This window comes from Desulfitobacterium sp., from assembly GCF_035539115.1.
Classification (GTDB): Bacteria; Bacillota; Desulfitobacteriia; order Desulfitobacteriales; family Desulfitobacteriaceae; genus Desulfitobacterium_A.
Map to the genome: position 1 here is coordinate 1 of NZ_DATLJA010000015.1, position 15,531 is coordinate 15,531.

14 protein-coding genes are annotated in these 15,531 nt (G+C 46.5%); all 14 read right to left on the reverse strand.

Annotated features, from left to right (window positions below; translation table 11 throughout):
* The coding region (locus VM640_RS02250) for a phosphoglycerate kinase (RefSeq protein ID WP_325389486.1) at positions 1-531 on the reverse strand (531 nt) is incomplete at its 3' end.
* Positions 532-806: 275 nt separating this feature from the next.
* Entirely contained in the window at positions 807-2,219 is a 1,413-nt protein-coding gene (locus tag VM640_RS02255) for an ABC transporter substrate-binding protein (RefSeq protein WP_325389488.1), read from the reverse strand.
* A gap of 96 nt (positions 2,220-2,315) precedes the next feature.
* Positions 2,316-3,149 carry a carbohydrate ABC transporter permease gene (locus VM640_RS02260; protein WP_325389490.1) on the reverse strand — a complete coding sequence of 278 codons (834 nt, stop codon included), beginning with the start codon at positions 3,147-3,149 and terminating at the stop codon, positions 2,316-2,318.
* Positions 3,146-4,033 (reverse strand): carbohydrate ABC transporter permease, encoded by an 888-nt coding sequence (locus tag VM640_RS02265; RefSeq protein WP_325389492.1) that lies wholly within the window; start codon positions 4,031-4,033, stop codon positions 3,146-3,148. Before VM640_RS02265 ends, VM640_RS02260 begins: the two co-directional genes overlap by 4 nt.
* A 34-nt stretch (positions 4,034-4,067) precedes the next feature.
* On the reverse strand, positions 4,068-4,766 hold the full coding sequence (locus VM640_RS02270; protein WP_325389494.1) for a glycerophosphodiester phosphodiesterase: 699 nt from the start codon (positions 4,764-4,766) through the stop codon (positions 4,068-4,070).
* 153 nt (positions 4,767-4,919) lie between these two features.
* Complete coding sequence (locus VM640_RS02275) at positions 4,920-5,228, reverse strand: phosphate signaling complex PhoU family protein (RefSeq protein WP_325389496.1); 309 nt, start codon at positions 5,226-5,228, stop codon at positions 4,920-4,922.
* 464 nt (positions 5,229-5,692) lie between these two features.
* Entirely contained in the window at positions 5,693-6,982 is a 1,290-nt protein-coding gene (locus tag VM640_RS02280; RefSeq protein WP_325389498.1) for an anaerobic glycerol-3-phosphate dehydrogenase subunit C, read from the reverse strand.
* Positions 6,983-7,011: 29 nt separating this feature from the next.
* Complete coding sequence (gene glpB, locus VM640_RS02285) at positions 7,012-8,208, reverse strand: anaerobic glycerol-3-phosphate dehydrogenase subunit GlpB (RefSeq protein ID WP_325389500.1); 1,197 nt, start codon at positions 8,206-8,208, stop codon at positions 7,012-7,014.
* Between the two features lie 24 nt (positions 8,209-8,232).
* The gene (gene glpA, locus VM640_RS02290; protein ID WP_325389502.1) at positions 8,233-9,858 is read right to left on the reverse strand and encodes an anaerobic glycerol-3-phosphate dehydrogenase subunit GlpA; all 1,626 of its coding nucleotides are present in this window, start codon (positions 9,856-9,858) and stop codon (positions 8,233-8,235) included.
* A gap of 369 nt (positions 9,859-10,227) precedes the next feature.
* Positions 10,228-10,815, reverse strand: coding sequence for a glycerol-3-phosphate responsive antiterminator (locus VM640_RS02295; protein ID WP_325389504.1), 588 nt, complete (start codon positions 10,813-10,815; stop codon positions 10,228-10,230).
* Positions 10,816-10,820: 5 nt separating this feature from the next.
* Complete coding sequence (gene rpoN, locus VM640_RS02300; RefSeq protein ID WP_325389506.1) at positions 10,821-12,275, reverse strand: RNA polymerase factor sigma-54; 1,455 nt, start codon at positions 12,273-12,275, stop codon at positions 10,821-10,823.
* A 37-nt stretch (positions 12,276-12,312) separates the two neighbouring features.
* Positions 12,313-13,248 carry a DNA-binding protein WhiA gene (gene whiA, locus VM640_RS02305; RefSeq protein WP_325389508.1) on the reverse strand — a complete coding sequence of 312 codons (936 nt, stop codon included), beginning with the start codon at positions 13,246-13,248 and terminating at the stop codon, positions 12,313-12,315.
* Between the two features lie 14 nt (positions 13,249-13,262).
* Positions 13,263-14,636: a gluconeogenesis factor YvcK family protein gene (locus VM640_RS02310; protein WP_325389510.1), complete on the reverse strand. Its 1,374-nt coding sequence runs from the start codon at positions 14,634-14,636 to the stop codon at positions 13,263-13,265.
* Complete coding sequence (gene rapZ, locus VM640_RS02315) at positions 14,633-15,511, reverse strand: RNase adapter RapZ (RefSeq protein ID WP_414647882.1); 879 nt, start codon at positions 15,509-15,511, stop codon at positions 14,633-14,635. The genes VM640_RS02310 and rapZ overlap by 4 nt, the downstream gene beginning before the upstream one ends.
* Positions 15,512-15,531 lie beyond the last annotated feature (20 nt).

Sequence of the window (15,531 nt, forward strand, 5' to 3'; positions counted from 1 at the left end):
CTCGACTTCCCTCTCCATAAGGAAACCTGCGACAGCTGGGATATAATGCGCCACCCCTTCAGTCGAAGCATGAGCTCGGTGGGCTGTTCCAAACGCATCATTAACATAAAGATCTGCGAGCGCAGCGAGTTGCTTAGCAAATTCCGGATCATTTTTTTCCTCTTCGGCGTGAAAACGGACATTTTCCAAAAGAATAGCCTGTCCATTTTTTAAGGCCTGCACCTGCGCCATCACCTCAGGACCAATACAATCCTGGGCTAAAGGAACTTCTTGTCCTAGAAGTTCACTTAAACGCACAGCCACAGGTGATAACGAATATTTAGGGTTCACTTGCCCTTTGGGGCGGCCAAAATGAGAAATGAGGATGAGTTTTGCCCCTTCCCCAAGGAGATAACGAAGAGTAGGCAAAGCCGCACGGATTCGGGTATCATCCGTAATTCTTTGCTGTTCATCCACAGGTACGTTAAAGTCCACGCGCACGAGAACTCTCTTTCCCTGCACTTTAATATCTTTAACACTTTGTTTATTCATAAACTACTCTCCTTTCTTTTCTCATATCCTTCTTCTTACTCACAACATTATTGAAAGAAGTTTTGTTGACTTTTCTCTATTATTCCTCGGATTGGATTTCCTACACATGAATTTCTTTAACCTTTTCTTATTCTCCTTTGATGCGAAAATTCCTGCCATAATCGGAGAAAAAGAGATTAGACCCAAATTGTTCTTAAAAAACCTTTAAGACAGATAGATAAATGAGGAGCTAACGATTTCTCGCAGCTCCTCATGCAGAAGATATTGGGAAGATATTATTTTGTTCCCATCGTTTGATTGTATTCCTTAATGGAATTCGTTATCGCTCCATTGGCTGAATCCAAAGCGTCTTTAGGCGTAGCTTTATTTAAAATCACTTGCTCGGTAGCAGTCTCGATTGTAGCGCGCGCTTGCGTAAAAACGCCAATCCGCCCGCCTTGAGTTGCTCGGTTTTCCGGAGTGTTGTGGAGCTGATCTAAAACAGCCTGATAAGAAGGATATTTCACCATGAAATCTTTAAAGGTTTGAGTGTTAACCGCCTCTTTGGTAATCGGAAGGTAACCTGTCCCGGTAACCCACATCGCCATCTGTTCCGGCGCCACCGCCCATTTCGCAAAAGTCCACGCAGCATCTTGTTGTGCCTGAGGCTTGTTTTTCAAAATCCAGATGGAACCTCCACCGATGATGGGCCCGCTCTCTTGAACATTATTTCCGCGGGGAAAAGGCGCAATTCCGATGTTAAACTTGCCATCCGAAGCTGCCGTTAAGTTCGGAAGAATACCGCTGGAGTCAACTGTCATCGCAATTTGCTGGGAGCCAAAGGCCTTTTGAGTATCTGCAGTTTTCCGTCCCAGGTTGGTGGCGACGCCTTCGTCAATGAGTTTTTTCCACCAGGTCAAAATATCCACGCCCGCTTGGGAATTAACCATCGCTTCGGTTGCTGCACTGTCACGTCCATTGCCATTGTTCACATAAAGTGCGCCATTTCGAGCCAGATACTGTTCAAAAAACCAGCCATAAATGGCTTGAGAGAAACCGTAAACCGTTTTGTCTCCGGATTTTTGGGTTAAAGCCTTGGCATCTTGCTCCACTTCATCCCAAGTCTTCGGAGGTTTTTCCGGGTCAAGACCTGCTGCCTTAAACATATCTTTGTTGTAATAAAGGACCGGCATCGAAGAGTTAAAGGGCATGGAATAGAGTTTATTCCCGACTGTATAGTAGTTGACAACATGGGGCTCGAGTTGAGCTATGTCGAATTTATCCTTATCAATAAAGTCTTGCATTGGCTTAGCCAGCCCTGCATCAATCATATAACGGGTTCCAATATCATAAACCTGGAATAAATCCGGTCCCTGATCAGGAGAAGCTTTCAGTTTGTTAAAAGCATCATCATAGTTTCCTTGGTATTCCAATTTCACTTGGATATCCTTGTGTTCACCATTAAATTTATCGACTAGGGCTGTTAAGGTTTTTCCAGCACCGCCACCCATGGAGTGCCAGAAGGTCAGAGTAACCGGGCCGTTTTGCTTGGCATTATTTGCTGTTCCCGTACTTGTTCCGCAACCCGTTACTAAAAGACCGAGGACAATCAGAACCGCTATAAACTTTACCCCGAAATTGTGTTTTAAACGCATAAATTTACTCTCTCCTTTTAAACCTTTTTCGAGACTTTTTTGTACTTTGTTCACCCAGGCGAGGCAATTTGTTCTAGTCGTTATTAGATTCTCCCCACACCCCACCTCCTCAAAGATTCACTGGGGTCAAACTAAACTTCAGTATAAGATCTACCCCTTAACTGCCCCAGCCGTTAATCCCTTAATCAGCTGTTTTTGTCCCAAAATCAAGGTTAACAAGGAGGGCAGTAAAATAATCACAACACCTGCCATGACGACATTCCACGTCGTCGCATCTTGGAACTGAAGCATTCCAATCCCGATTTGCACCGTCCGCATATTCGCATCATTCGTCATGAGCAAAGGCCAGAGGTATTGATTCCACGTCGTGATGAACGCATAGACCCCCAAGGTTCCTAAAGCTGGACGAGACATCGGGAGAACAATCGACCAAAGGTAACGGAATCGCGAACACCCGTCGATTCGAGCTGCATCAAACAGTTCCCTCGGCAAGGTCATAAAGTACTGCCGGAGTAAAAACGTTCCAAAGGCAGTCGCCATAAAGGGAATGGTCAAACCCTGATAGGTATTAATCCAGCCTAACGAGCGCATCGTCAAGTAATTCGGGATGATCGTCGATTCACCAGGAATCATCATTGTTGAGAGAAAGAGCAAAAAGAGAACATTTTTATAACGAAACTCGAAGAAGGCAAAGGCATAAGCCGCTAGGCTCGCTGTAATCAACTGAGCAATCGTGACAATCATGGAAACCAGAAAGCTATTGAGCATAAACCGGCCGAGTGGCGCGGCGTCCATTGCGGCATTGAAATTACCCAGTTCAATGCTGTGCGGGATAATATGAGGCGGAAAACTCCCCACTTCCCCGGCCCCCATTAAACTTAGGCCCAAAGCGAAAAAGATGGGATAAACGACGATTAGCGCCCCAATGATCAGTAACAGGTACTGAAGTGCGGTAAGAGCGATTTTTTTTCGAGAAGCTCTCACTGATAATGCACCTTCTTTTCTCCCATCTTAAATTGTACAAGCGTTAAAATTAAAATAATGAAAAAGAGGATGACCGCCTGGGCACTGGCTGGGCCGAACCGTGAGTTAAAGAACGCTTCTCGGTAAATTGAGTGTACGAGAACATTGGTCGCGTTATCCGGCCCCCCTTGGGTCAAAATGTTAAATTGCCCAAATGCCTGGAAGGCATTAATTGTATCTACAATGATCAAAAAGAACAAGGTTGGAGAAAGCATCGGGATCGTAATATAGCGAAGTTGCTTCCACCAACCCGCCCCATCAATGCGAGCACTTTCGTAAACCTCCTCAGGTAGGCTTTGCAGCCCACCAATCAGCACAATAAAGTTAAAGCCAACCCCCATCCAAATTGTCATCAGTGCGATCGCCGGGAGAGCGGTCTGACTCGTCACGAGCCAACCGATCTTAGAAAGTCCTAGGCTACTCAAAACGTAATTGAACATTCCATTGTTCCCTGATGAAAAAAGGAACATCCAAATCGTTGAAGCGGAAGCAACCGACACGCCTATCGTTGAAGAATAAAGCGTTCGAAAAATACCGATCCCCCGTAACTTTACATTGGCTGAGACTGCGAACGCTAAGCCTAGAACAATCGTCTCAGGGACAGTGTACAAAACAAAGAGTAAGCTCGCAACCAGGCTCTTGCGAAACGTTTCAGAAGAAAACAAAACGATATAATTCTGTAAGCCCTTCCACACCACTGCATCCCCGTGAGGATTCGTCAAATATAAACTGAGATACACCGTTTTGACCATAGGATAGAAGATGAAGATCATAAAAATTAATAAAGACGGACTCAAATAGAGCAAAGCTGTAAAAAACTCTTTCCAGGATTTCTTGGGGTGCATTAAAAGATAACACCTTCCTTTTCGCCTTTGAACATCAGCGGATAAACCGCTCCGGAAAATTCGAAATCACGACATCCACTCCAGCTTGGACCACCCTTTCCATCGCCCAAGGTTCATCCACTGTCCAGGTATTCACTCCAATACCCTGGGCGTGACTCTGCCTCACCAAGTCTGGTGTCACAAAAGCGAAATGGGGGTGCAGATGATTGGCCCCCAGTCTTTGCGCGTAATCCCAGGGATTAATGAGCCCTGAGGCGTAAAGCAGACCGGTCTGCACTCCAGGAAAGTGCTGAATCACTTCAACCACGGTCTTGTGTTCGAACGAAGAAACAATGCTTTGCGGAAGGACTTGGTAGGTACTCAGGAGCTGAATAACCTTGTCCACAATCCCCGGATAATCGAACAAGCCCGTCTTAATTTCGACATTGAGAAGAAGCGGTTTTCCTTTCAGCAATTCTAAGAGCTCTTCGAACGTCGGGAGCTCGGCTTGGATTCCGAAACGCACACCGAAATTCAAGGCTTTTAGTTCCTTCAAAGTAAAATCTTTTACCCAGCCCACTCCATCACTCGTTCGGTCAACCCGTTCATCATGACAGATCACCACCGCCCCATCCCGTGAAAGCTGAACATCAAACTCGAAACCATCTACACCATAAGCTAACCCTTTCGCAAAAGAAAAGAGTGTGTTCTCCGGAGCCGTCCCTGCTGCACCCCGGTGCCCTAAGATTTTCATACCAAGCCTCCTACAAAACAAATAACGGTTAATTCCAGCGAGTCTAATCCTAGTCATCATTTTACTCTACTTTTGATAAGACCAAATTAATCCAATGTAAGGGTTTTGTTAAAGATCTTTCCAGTCCATGCTTCGCTCTAAGAACCAAAGGGACTACCGCAGACAACCCCAAGAGCTGCTCACCCGCGACATCATAATTGCAAAGACGGCTGTACTGCTTTGAATCATCGTTGTTAAAACTAAACCCACGACAATCGCTAAAAAGGGTTCAGCCCCCAAACGATCATCTTCATCATTCAGATCGATGATCATCTCTTGTTCTTCTCTCAGCACACTTAAAACATAGTTATACATACTGAGAAGATGTTTGCCCATGTGCAGAATTTCTGGAGATCTATCCCCTTCTGGAAGCAGTTCGCTCAACTCGGCAATGTCACACGCATAATCCGCGATCCGGTCCACATTCCGGTCTCGAATCTGATCAATCTGGCTGTCAAGAATTCGCCAATTCTCCTGTTAATCCGGGCTTTCCAGTGTGGATAAAGTCTTGAGTAAGATTTCGCCGCACAGAACCTGCGAGGGTTACCGTCATAGCACTGATTTTTAACAGTACCCGGTCATAATCCAGTGGTCCGAAAAATCGCCATCCTACTCACCCCTCTGTAATCTATAGGTAGAATCCAAATGCCAAATCACTTATATTCTATACAAGTGATAAAGAAAACTTGGCTTGCGCCAAGCCTCTAGCGTAGGCGGAAGCCTTAGTTGCACTTATGCTATCTGCCCAAAACTTATACTTTCTGTTAGTATGAGAAAAAATAAAAGCCGCAAACAATCTGTTTTAATAAACAGATCTGTTTGCGGCTTCTCTTTAACTCTAGCCTTTATTATTGGTTTTCCAAGAATTTGGCAATACCTGAATTTACTTATTTATCAGATAATCTAATGTCAGATAATCCATATGCTTCCATCATCACCCATATCGGATGTTCTGCCTTCACACCCGATCCATGTTCAATCTGAACCTTACACCCGCCGCACTCGGTGATCAGACGCTCAAACTTTCCTTGAGCAACCCCCTCTTGCGCACGCTTAAAAAGATGACTGCCAATCTGCATAGCAAGAGGATATTTTTCTTCCTTAAATTCAAAACTGCCGGAAAGTCCGCAGCAACCTGCATCCAGATCGTCAATTGTAACTCCGGGAATTAGCCTTAAGAGACGCACCGAGGGAGTACCAATCCCTTGAGCCTTCAAATGACACGGTGGATGGTAACCAAGAGACCGCGGAACTTCATGAAAATCTTCCTGAAGCTCACCTCGTTTATGCAATTCCCAAAGAAATTCAAACAAATCATAGGTCTGAAGCCCGATTCGTTCAGCACCCTCAGCTTTCACGTGAGGATACTCTTCGCGCAAGGCCAACCCACAGCTTGTGCAGGAGGCGACAACCGGAAGTCCCTCTTGCAAATACGGAGCCAGGAGCGCAAGATTCTTTTTCGCATTATCTTCTGCTCCTTTGAAATTCCCATTCGCCTGCAGGGGGACGCCACAGCAATGAAACGGCGGAAGGATCACCTCATACCCGTTATGTTCGAGGACTTTGACCACGGCTTCCCCTGTTTGCGGATCATTATAGTTGATGAAACATCCGGGGAAATAAACAACCCTTTTACGGGAGGGAGGCTCCTGCTTCAGGCTCTGAGTTAAGCCTGAAACAGCGCTCGACTTGCGTAAGCCTTTGAACCGAGGCTGATATTTGGGAAGAGGCGCTAACTGACTTATCCCGAGTGATCTTTCCATCAGCCAGCGCACCGAAGAAATTCCGAGAATCCCGTTCGTCAGTCCCGGCGAGATCGTTCCTAAGATCCCCAAATACTCAGCGCGCCCGAGCATAGCATCTCTCAGCTTATGTCGGGAAGATACATTTTTTGCTTTAACAGCTGCCTGCCGCGCACCCAGAATCATCTCAGTGATCTTTACGTCTGAAGGGCAGGTTACCTCACAGGTTTTACAATTGGAACAAAAACTCAAGATCGAGGTATCCAGTCGAACGCCCTCTAACCGCAGTCGCTCCATATCCGGTCCGACACTTTTGGGGCCTGGGAAGAGGGGATAAACGGCAGCAACCGGACATTGGGCTGAACAGGCGCTACACTTGATACAATCATCGAGTGTCAGATCTCTTTCCTGCTCTAATTTTAATAAATGTTCCATTGACCGCTGCATCCTTTCTTTTTTTCCGTCTAAAGAGTTTCCCCGGCTAACCACCCTGTCGCCACCGAAACTCCTCCTCCACAGAATTCCACCCAGGGGTCCCAATGGGCGAGCATCCGTCCAACAACTCGAACATTTTTGAAGATGAGCTCTCCGCTTTGAGGATCGAGCGGACGAAGCGCTGCATCGACCTCAACCCCGAGGCGTGCGTAGGGTTGTTCTCTTAGAAACTGAGCCTGAGTCCACTCTGATGGCAGGAAGAGAGGAATTTTCAAGACCTTTTCCTGCGCTCCGGTTGGAGTGACTTCGACTCCGCCGCCAAAAACTCCACCCGTTGCCAGAATGAATTCCTTTGCCTTTAAAATACTGTCTCTTCCCTTGCTTTTTACGCGAACTTGCTGACAGGTTTTCCCTTCGCAATCGGCCTGCCAAACTCCGCTTCCGATCATCATTTCCCCGCCAAGTTCCTTGAATTTCCGTTTCAAAGCTTCGTGTAGGATATCCCCCCCAAAAGCGGGAGACATATCGGTCATTTCCACCACAGGAAAGGGGAACTGAGCTAGAAGTTTTTGCAAAGATTCAGAAAAGACACGGGTTAAGCCTGGAAAGACCACAGCAACGCTGCTCCCCTCAATATCTTGAGTCAGCTCGCCGAGCAAGCGACCTAGCTCTTGCATCCCGGTTTCCGTCCGCCAAAAGCGGGCATATTCGATGCCATTCACTGGCCTGCCAACTTGATACCACGAAGCAAAGGCGGAGACCTGGAAGGGATAAATTCGTACTGTACTTTGGCAAAATTCCTTCTCCAAATTTGCTTTCACAACCGATGCAAAAAAGTCTTTCATACCCTTAGGTGCCATAAGGACAATATTCCGGACCTGGCTTAACCTGTCGGCTATCAGTCCTGCTGGAGCAAGTCCGCCCGTTCTGCAGGAACCCAAGGGAGTAAGTACGAGCGGAGGTTTTTCCGCATTTTCTCGATACTCTGGAAAAAGAGTCTGGAAATAAGCAAGTCCGTCACGAATGCTCTTCTCTTGTAAAAGAGCATATGGATGTTTCTCACTTCGTTGCAACAGATCGATGGCCCCAATATCCAACGCCCCCGAGCTATAAGTGAGACTTCCTGTTCCTTCGGCAACCAGCATCAGTTTTTTGCCACGTTCCGAGGCTCGAATGCCAGCTACTAGACCTGCTAGACCCCCGCCGATGATTACCCCATCCCACATCTCCAATACCTCCATAATCCCCTGCTAAGCTTTTTTTGAATCCCCAAGCCGTAAAATTCCGGAATAAACCGCCCGAGTCAATTCCGTCTCGCGTAACTGCTGCCCCCATAAAACAGGTCGAATTCCCTTCCAACGTTGATTCAAAAACTCGATTAACTGATCCTTTAACGAGCTATATTTTTCTTCTTCTTGCCACAGCAGAGGCAAAGCCCGATAGCTGCAAAAGGCACCCTGGCAAGTTCCCATCCCCAAACGAGTTTTGCGCCGGATATCTGATAAACTGTGCGTATCCGCATCCGTCACAGCGTGTTCAACCTCAGCCACACTCACCAGTTCGCACTCACAAAGCATTTGCCCCTTCGCTGGATTTGCTTCAATTTGGTCAAGCACGAGCGGTGCCCACTCGCCAAGTCGCTCCAGCATTTTATCAGTTGCACCCAACGGCAGGAGCTGGAACGCTCTAGCCCTGAGAGCTTCGGTTATTGCTGGAACCAGACTTTCCTCCGCCGTCCGACAAGGCACCTGATTCCCCAGCTTCTCGGCTACCCAATCCGCAACCTTCTCAGCCATCAGTCGGTAGGTTGTGAACTTTCCTCCGACAATACTTATGAATCCATGGACTCCGTCCTGTACTTCATGATCAATGAGGGCAAAATTTCGGCTCACCTCGCGCCCAACCTCTTCTGACCCGGGAACCTCCTGATCCTCTCGGTGTAACGGTCTTACCCCAGAAAACGCCCGAAGCACCCGCTGCTCAGCTAACCTTGGAAGTAGTTGAGTTCCGAGGTCCATCAGTCTTCTCACTTCAGCATCTGAAGGTTGGTTTCTCTGAGGAGAATCGATAATCTCCGAGGTCGTACCCAGGATCGTTATCGTCTCATGCGGGACAAAAATATCACCATCCCCTGGTGTCCGCAAACGATTGATGACTCGATTGAAAAGTCGATGATTAAATGCGAGCAGTGTTCCTTTATCACAAATTACCTCAAGGGGAATCCCGGCTGATCCTGCTATCTGAGAAGCCCAGGCTCCGGCTGCATTCACCACAACATCGCCTTTCGCTTTAAATTTCTCCCCTGTGACGTGGTCGATTCCGAGGATTCCTGTAATTTGATCCCCTTCGCGGAGAAGCTGTGTCACTTGATGATAGATCTTATATTGTCCTCCATAACGCTGAGCCGAGTGAGCATTCCCCCAGATAATCTTAAACCCGTCCACTGCTGCATCAGGCACTTCAAAAACACGTACCGTCTCAGAATTTAATAAAGGCTCTCGGGAACGTGCTTCCTCTACAGATATCTCCTGCACCGGAATCCCGGAAGCTGCACAGCCTGCTAACCAACGTTCAACAAAATCAGGATCATCCTCTTTCATCTGGACGAACCAGCCTCCCGTATCAGCAATACAATTCGCAGCAATTTTTTTGAGAATTAGATTTTCCTTAATGCACTCAGTAGCAGCGACCGGATCCTTCACCACATAGCGTGCTCCACTGTGCAGTAATCCGTGAAACCGAGAACTCGTGCCGTGCGCCAAGTCACCTTGTTCAAAGAGCAGGGCCGAAATCCCACGCATGCTCAAATCCCGAAGAATCCCAACACCAGTCGCTCCTCCTCCCACAATGACAACTTGGGTTGAATACGCTAACATCGCCGTTCCTCCTATCGTTTCCAACGACTTTCATATTTCCAGTAATAAAGAAAACCCGGCTTTCGCCTAGCTTTGCGATATAGAAGACTTGGTCAGCGCCAAAGCGGTGGCCTTAGTCGCCTTATCCTGCCGAACTTAACCGCATTCATCGTAGGAAAGCGAAACCGCTGGTTGCACTTATGCTATCTGCCGAAAATTTATACTTTCTGTTAGTAAAATATAAAGCCACTGAAAGAACCGCTCGTTTAAACGCTTCCTTCAGTGGCTTCTCTACTTCTCTAAGCCAATTCTTTATCAAACTTAGACTCACTCATTGCCCCAGACTCTATTCATTCTGTGAACTTTCTTCTCTATTTTACGCTTAAACGTTTATTCCGTCAAAGCTAAGTTCCACAAACTTCGATGGCTGGCTGTTACCGCTGACAAGCCATTCGCTAAAGCCGATCGAACATCCTGTTCGGTCCGAAGTAAACCTCCGCCGAGAATACTTAAATCCGTAACCCTGTGAAATTCGTCAATCACAAATTTAGGAACGGTTGCCGGGAGGATCTCAATGGCATCCGGTGTAACTTTTTTAATGATTTTAAGCCCCGTGCGAATCGCCTCGGAATCAACCAGAAACAAGCGCTGGTCGGTGAGCATCTGATTTTTTTTGGCATAATGAAGGAGTTGCCACTTCACCGAAACAATCCCATCTAGCCCCATCCGTTTAAGGTACCGGATTCCAGCCTCATCTTTGCCAATCCCATCAATGAGGTCGATATGGACCAAAAGATATTTATCCGGATAACGATTCCTGAGTGCCAGCACCTCTTCTAAACGGTTAATATCCCCACCCAACAGGATGATCACGGTTACCCAAGGAATATTTAAGACCTCTGCCATATCCTCGATATGTTTAACAGCCGGTACAATTCGCCGTTCCAATAAAGCTTGCTTAAATCTTGATTCTTTCATAATCATTAGTATCTCTTTCTCAACGCTGTTGATGGAATTCCTAATTCATCCCGATATTTCGCAACGGTACGACGGGAAATCTCCATTTCCTTCGCCTTCAATAACTCAGATAGTTTCTGATCTGAATAAGGAGCTTGCGAATCCTCCCCGGCAATTAAACTCTTTAATGCTTGCTTAATTCCCTCAGTCGTTACACCGGGTTCATTTTTTATGCCTGAGGCAAAGAAAAACTTAAACTCAAAAATTCCTCGTGGAGTCTGCACGTATTTATTGGCGGTAGCGCGACTCACTGTGGATTCATGAACCCCGATTTCATCAGCAATATCCTTCAGTGTCAAGGGGTGTAAGTAACGTATTCCTCGGCGCAAGAATCCCTCTTGTCGTTGTACAAGCGCATTAGCTACTTTATAAATTGTCGTCCGCCGCTGTTCAATACTGCGAATTAACCAAGCAGCAGAATTGAGTTTCTGCTCCACAAACTTCCGTGTCTCATTCTCCTTATTCTGGCTTAAGGCTGTACGATAGGCTTGATTGATTCCCAGCCGTGGAACAGTAATATCGTTGACTAAAATGATGAATTCTCCCTCAATCTCTTCGACCACAACATCGGGCACGATATAACGGACTTCGTCCGCTCCCGAAAAACTTCGACCAGGCTTTGGATCGAGCTTACGCACCCAGTCCCCAAGGAGCTGAACTTCGGAGGTCGAGATTTTCATCTGAGTGGCAATTCGCTGTAAACGTCCAGCCGCTAGATCCTCCAAGTGGCCGAGAAATTCTGGCATTTCGGCAGGAGCATCCGGAATCAAGGGGAGCTGAAGTCTTAAACATTCTTCCAAACTGCGTGCCCCCACTCCTGCCGGATCGAGGGCTTGGACGACAGCCAGAGCCTGTTCCGCACGTTCCAGGGAAATGCCTTGTTCCCGAGCAATCTCTTCGAGCGAGAGTTCTAGGTAACCATTATCATCCAAGTTACCAATGATATACTCGATATGGTTTAAAGAAATTGGATTTTTTTGGACATGAAGCTGCTCGAGTAAATACTCCTGTAAAGAAGGAGCGGTGGCAACAAAGGGCTCTAACCGTCTCATTTGGGAGGAATCCGGTTCATATTCCCGGGTTATTCGCTCTTCCTGTCTCTGAAAATATTCCTCCCAGTCCATGTCCCAAGTATTTTCAGGCTCATTGTGTTCAGCGGAGATCTCTGCTTCTGCTTCTGCTTCTGCTTCTGCTTCTGCTTCTTTTTCTTTTTCTTTGTCTTTTTCTTCGTCTATTTCTGAATCTGGGCTGGCCGCATCTTCCTCAACAACTTCCAGCAAGGGGTTTTCTAACATTTGCTGGTCGACAAAGGTTGAGAGTTCGAGTGCTGAGAGCTGCAAGATTGTGATTGCTTGACGTAGTTCGGGCGTCATTATTAACTTTTGAGTTTGTTCTAGTCTAAGGCCATAACCACTCCGCACACTATTTCCTCCTCGAAAATACTCCTTAGATTCATTTTTAGCTGTTTTGCTCTTGGATCTTCTCAGCGAGCTCATCGATTTTTCTCATCCGGTGATTTACACCGGACTTTCCAACCTTAGGATGAACCATTTCTCCCAGTTCCTTAAGACTGGCATCTGGAAACTCCAGCCGAAGTTCCGCAATTTCTCGTAAGGGCTCTGATAGAGATTGCATACCTATCGTTCTCGAAATTCTCCTTATATTTTCAACTTGCCGCACTGAAGCATCGACGGTTTTATTCAAATTAGCTGTCTCACAATTCACTAAACGATTGACTTGATTACGCATATCCTTAAATACTCGGACATTCTCGAATTCCAGCAGCGCATGATGAGCGCCAATAAAGCCCAAGAAATCCACGATATGCTCACTTTCTTTGAGATAAACGACATGCCAATTTTTACGGATACTCACCTTTGCTCCAAGGTGAAAGCGGTTCAAAAGTTTGCATAAATCTTCCGCATGGTGCTCATCATTCGAAATGATCTCCAGATGATAGGTCCCTTCTGGATTATTAATCGAACCTCCGGCCAGGAAGGCTCCCCGTAGGTAAGCTTTTTGATCACACCGATGTTTGATCAATTCGTCCGCAATCCCCGGTTGGATATCCCCGTCTTTATCCAATATACCCAATCTCTGTAAATCAGATTGGCCTTGGGGATAGATTCTAACAAGATACGAATTGTTTTTCTTCAGACGAAGCTTGCGACGGACGACTATATCAACCGGCAATTTCAATACCGTCTTCGCCAAACGATAAATCTTCCGGGCGACTGGAGCACTTTCGGTCACGACATTCAAGGCATAAACCTGATTGGAAATCTGCAACGTTCCATCCATCCGCACCAATGCCGCAAGCTCCGCCAAATTACAGCAGACCTTGGGCACTGTGATTCGAGCTAACTCCTCTTTTGTCATGGCACTAAAAGACATGGTCTCAGTCCTTTCTAAGAGTCTTCCTTTAACTTTTGGCTCAGAAGATAAGAATCCACCAACGCAATCCGTTCTCCCATGGGTTTCATCCGAAACAGCAAACGAATCAATTCCCTGGCCAAACGCACTGAATCATGACGAATCGTACCATCGGCCAGTAGTAGGTCTCTTTCTACATATTTTACACCTAGCCATTCCACGCTTTGGGCTTCACCTACGACCGGGAAAGACCCTTCCTGAGCATAGCGTTCAAGTAGTTCTTGGGGAATTTCTCGATTATTAGCGAGGACAACATCAACAAAGTCCGCACCGCAATGATCTACGATCGCCTGGAGATGATCAGCCACCTTGTAATCATCAGTCTCCCCCTGCTCGGTCATGATGTTACAAACATAGACACATGGAGCTTGAACCTCTCTTAGCTTATCCTGAAGTCCTTCCACTAAGAGATTGGGAAGTACGCTAGTGTAGAGACTTCCCGGCCCCAGTACTATCAAATCTGCCTCTTCAATTGCCTTCAAGGCCTCCGGGATAGGATGACAATCGCTAGGCTCCAAAAAAACCCGTTTGATCCGCCCTTCGGCATCTCGGGCGGCTGTTTCTCCTTTAATCACGGATCCATCTTCAAGTTCTGCACCCAGTACCACTTGTTCTAGTGTAGAAGGATAAACATTTCCCCTCAAGGCAAAAACCTTACTCACAGACTCAATTCCCTTTTGAAAATCACCAAAGGTATCGGCTAAGCCTGCTATCAATAAGTTCCCTAAACTATGGCCCTTTAAGGTCCCGGTATTGAATCTGTAGGAAAATAAATGTTCCATGATGTTTTCTGTATCGGCTAAGGCCACTAGACAGTTGCGGACATCCCCTGGAGGCAGGATTCCCATTTCATGACGAAGTCTACCCGAGCTTCCTCCATCATCAGCCACCGTGACAATTGCCGTTAAATTACAGGTATACTCCTTCAAACCCCGCAAAAGGGCTGAAAGTCCGGTTCCTCCCCCTATAACTACAATTTTCGGACCACGTCGCAAATGTTGGCGTGTATACATGACATCCACGATCCGCCCCTCATCATCAGGCAAAAGTACTGAGATAACCGAGTTCAGCATGCGTTTAAAACCAATTACAATCGCCGTGACCCCTAGCGAACTAATAATAACTCCCATCGGCACAGCGGTTTGTGGTGCACTTCCTGTTAAATGATAAACCATTTCTCGGAATTGCACTTCCAAGTATCCCAAGGCAACTCCATAATTCATGACAGACAAACCAGCCGCAAATAAGAAGATTCCTAAGACTGCTAAAAGGAACCAACGTTTCACACCAAGATTAGGATAAAGCCACTTGATGGCGTTGGATCGGAAACCGCTTGCGCTTTTTTTCATCGCATCGTCTCCCCTCTTCGGTTACGAGCAGCATCCCTATGCTTCACACTCATGGTAAAATGCTGCTCTTTCAAAAAGAGACCAATCTTTTCTGCAATCGCAACTGAACGATGTTGACCACCTGTGCAGCCGACGCCAATCACCAAATGACTTTTTCCCTCTTTAACATAATAGGGCAGAATATATTCGAGTAGGTGAAGATATCGCTTCATAAACTCCTGAGCCACTGGGTTTTCAAGAACATAGTTTTGAACCAGAGGATGCTCTCCCGTCAGCGGGCGGAGTTCCTCAACATAAAATGGATTAGGCAAAAAACGAACATCAATTAGTAAATCGACATCAAGCGGTACCCCATATTTAAAGCCGAACGAAATAACGGAGACCGCGAGTTGTCCCTGTCCTCGGCCCTCGCCATAAAGTTCGGTAATCTGCTGTCGGAGCTGCTTGGAAAGGAGGTTTGATGTATCAATAACTTTATGGGCCTGCCCTCGTAATTCGGCAAGGAGTTTCCGCTCTTCGTTAATTCCTTCCAGAAGGCGTCCTTGCGGTGATAGCGGATGTCGACGACGAGATTCTTTATACCGTCGGACAAGGGCTTCATCCGAGGCTTCAAGGAAAAGTATTTCATAACGGAATCCTTCCTTATCCAAATCCTTAAATGCTTCAGCTAAGGAAGTAAAGAATTCTCCTCCCCTCAAGTCACAAACAATGGCCGCTTTGGATACCTTTCCTTGGGATTGGGCACATAACTCAACAAATTTAACGATAAATGTGGGTGGTAAGTTGTCGATGCAAAAGTACCCTTGGTCTTCGAGGCACTGTAGCACCTGGGTTTTTCCCGCCCCAGATAAGCCTGTAATCACAAGTAATTTCATAGGTTTTCGTTCCAACTTAG

Excerpts from the sequence above, each read along its gene's own strand:
- rapZ (WP_414647882.1), bottom strand. The coding sequence starts at position 15,511 with ATGAAATTACTTGTGATTACAGGCTTATCTGGGGCGGGAAAAACCCAG.
- VM640_RS02280 (WP_325389498.1), bottom strand. The coding sequence starts at position 6,982 with ATGGAACATTTATTAAAATTAGAGCAGGAAAGAGATCTGACACTCGAT.
- whiA (WP_325389508.1), bottom strand. The coding sequence starts at position 13,248 with ATGTCTTTTAGTGCCATGACAAAAGAGGAGTTAGCTCGAATCACAGTG.
- VM640_RS02265 (WP_325389492.1), bottom strand. The coding sequence starts at position 4,033 with ATGCACCCCAAGAAATCCTGGAAAGAGTTTTTTACAGCTTTGCTCTAT.
- glpB (WP_325389500.1), bottom strand. The coding sequence starts at position 8,208 with ATGTGGGATGGGGTAATCATCGGCGGGGGTCTAGCAGGTCTAGTAGCT.
- VM640_RS02270 (WP_325389494.1), bottom strand. The coding sequence starts at position 4,766 with ATGAAAATCTTAGGGCACCGGGGTGCAGCAGGGACGGCTCCGGAGAAC.
- VM640_RS02310 (WP_325389510.1), bottom strand. The coding sequence starts at position 14,636 with ATGAAAAAAAGCGCAAGCGGTTTCCGATCCAACGCCATCAAGTGGCTT.
- VM640_RS02295 (WP_325389504.1), bottom strand. The coding sequence starts at position 10,815 with ATGAAAGAATCAAGATTTAAGCAAGCTTTATTGGAACGGCGAATTGTA.
- glpA (WP_325389502.1), bottom strand. The coding sequence starts at position 9,858 with ATGTTAGCGTATTCAACCCAAGTTGTCATTGTGGGAGGAGGAGCGACT.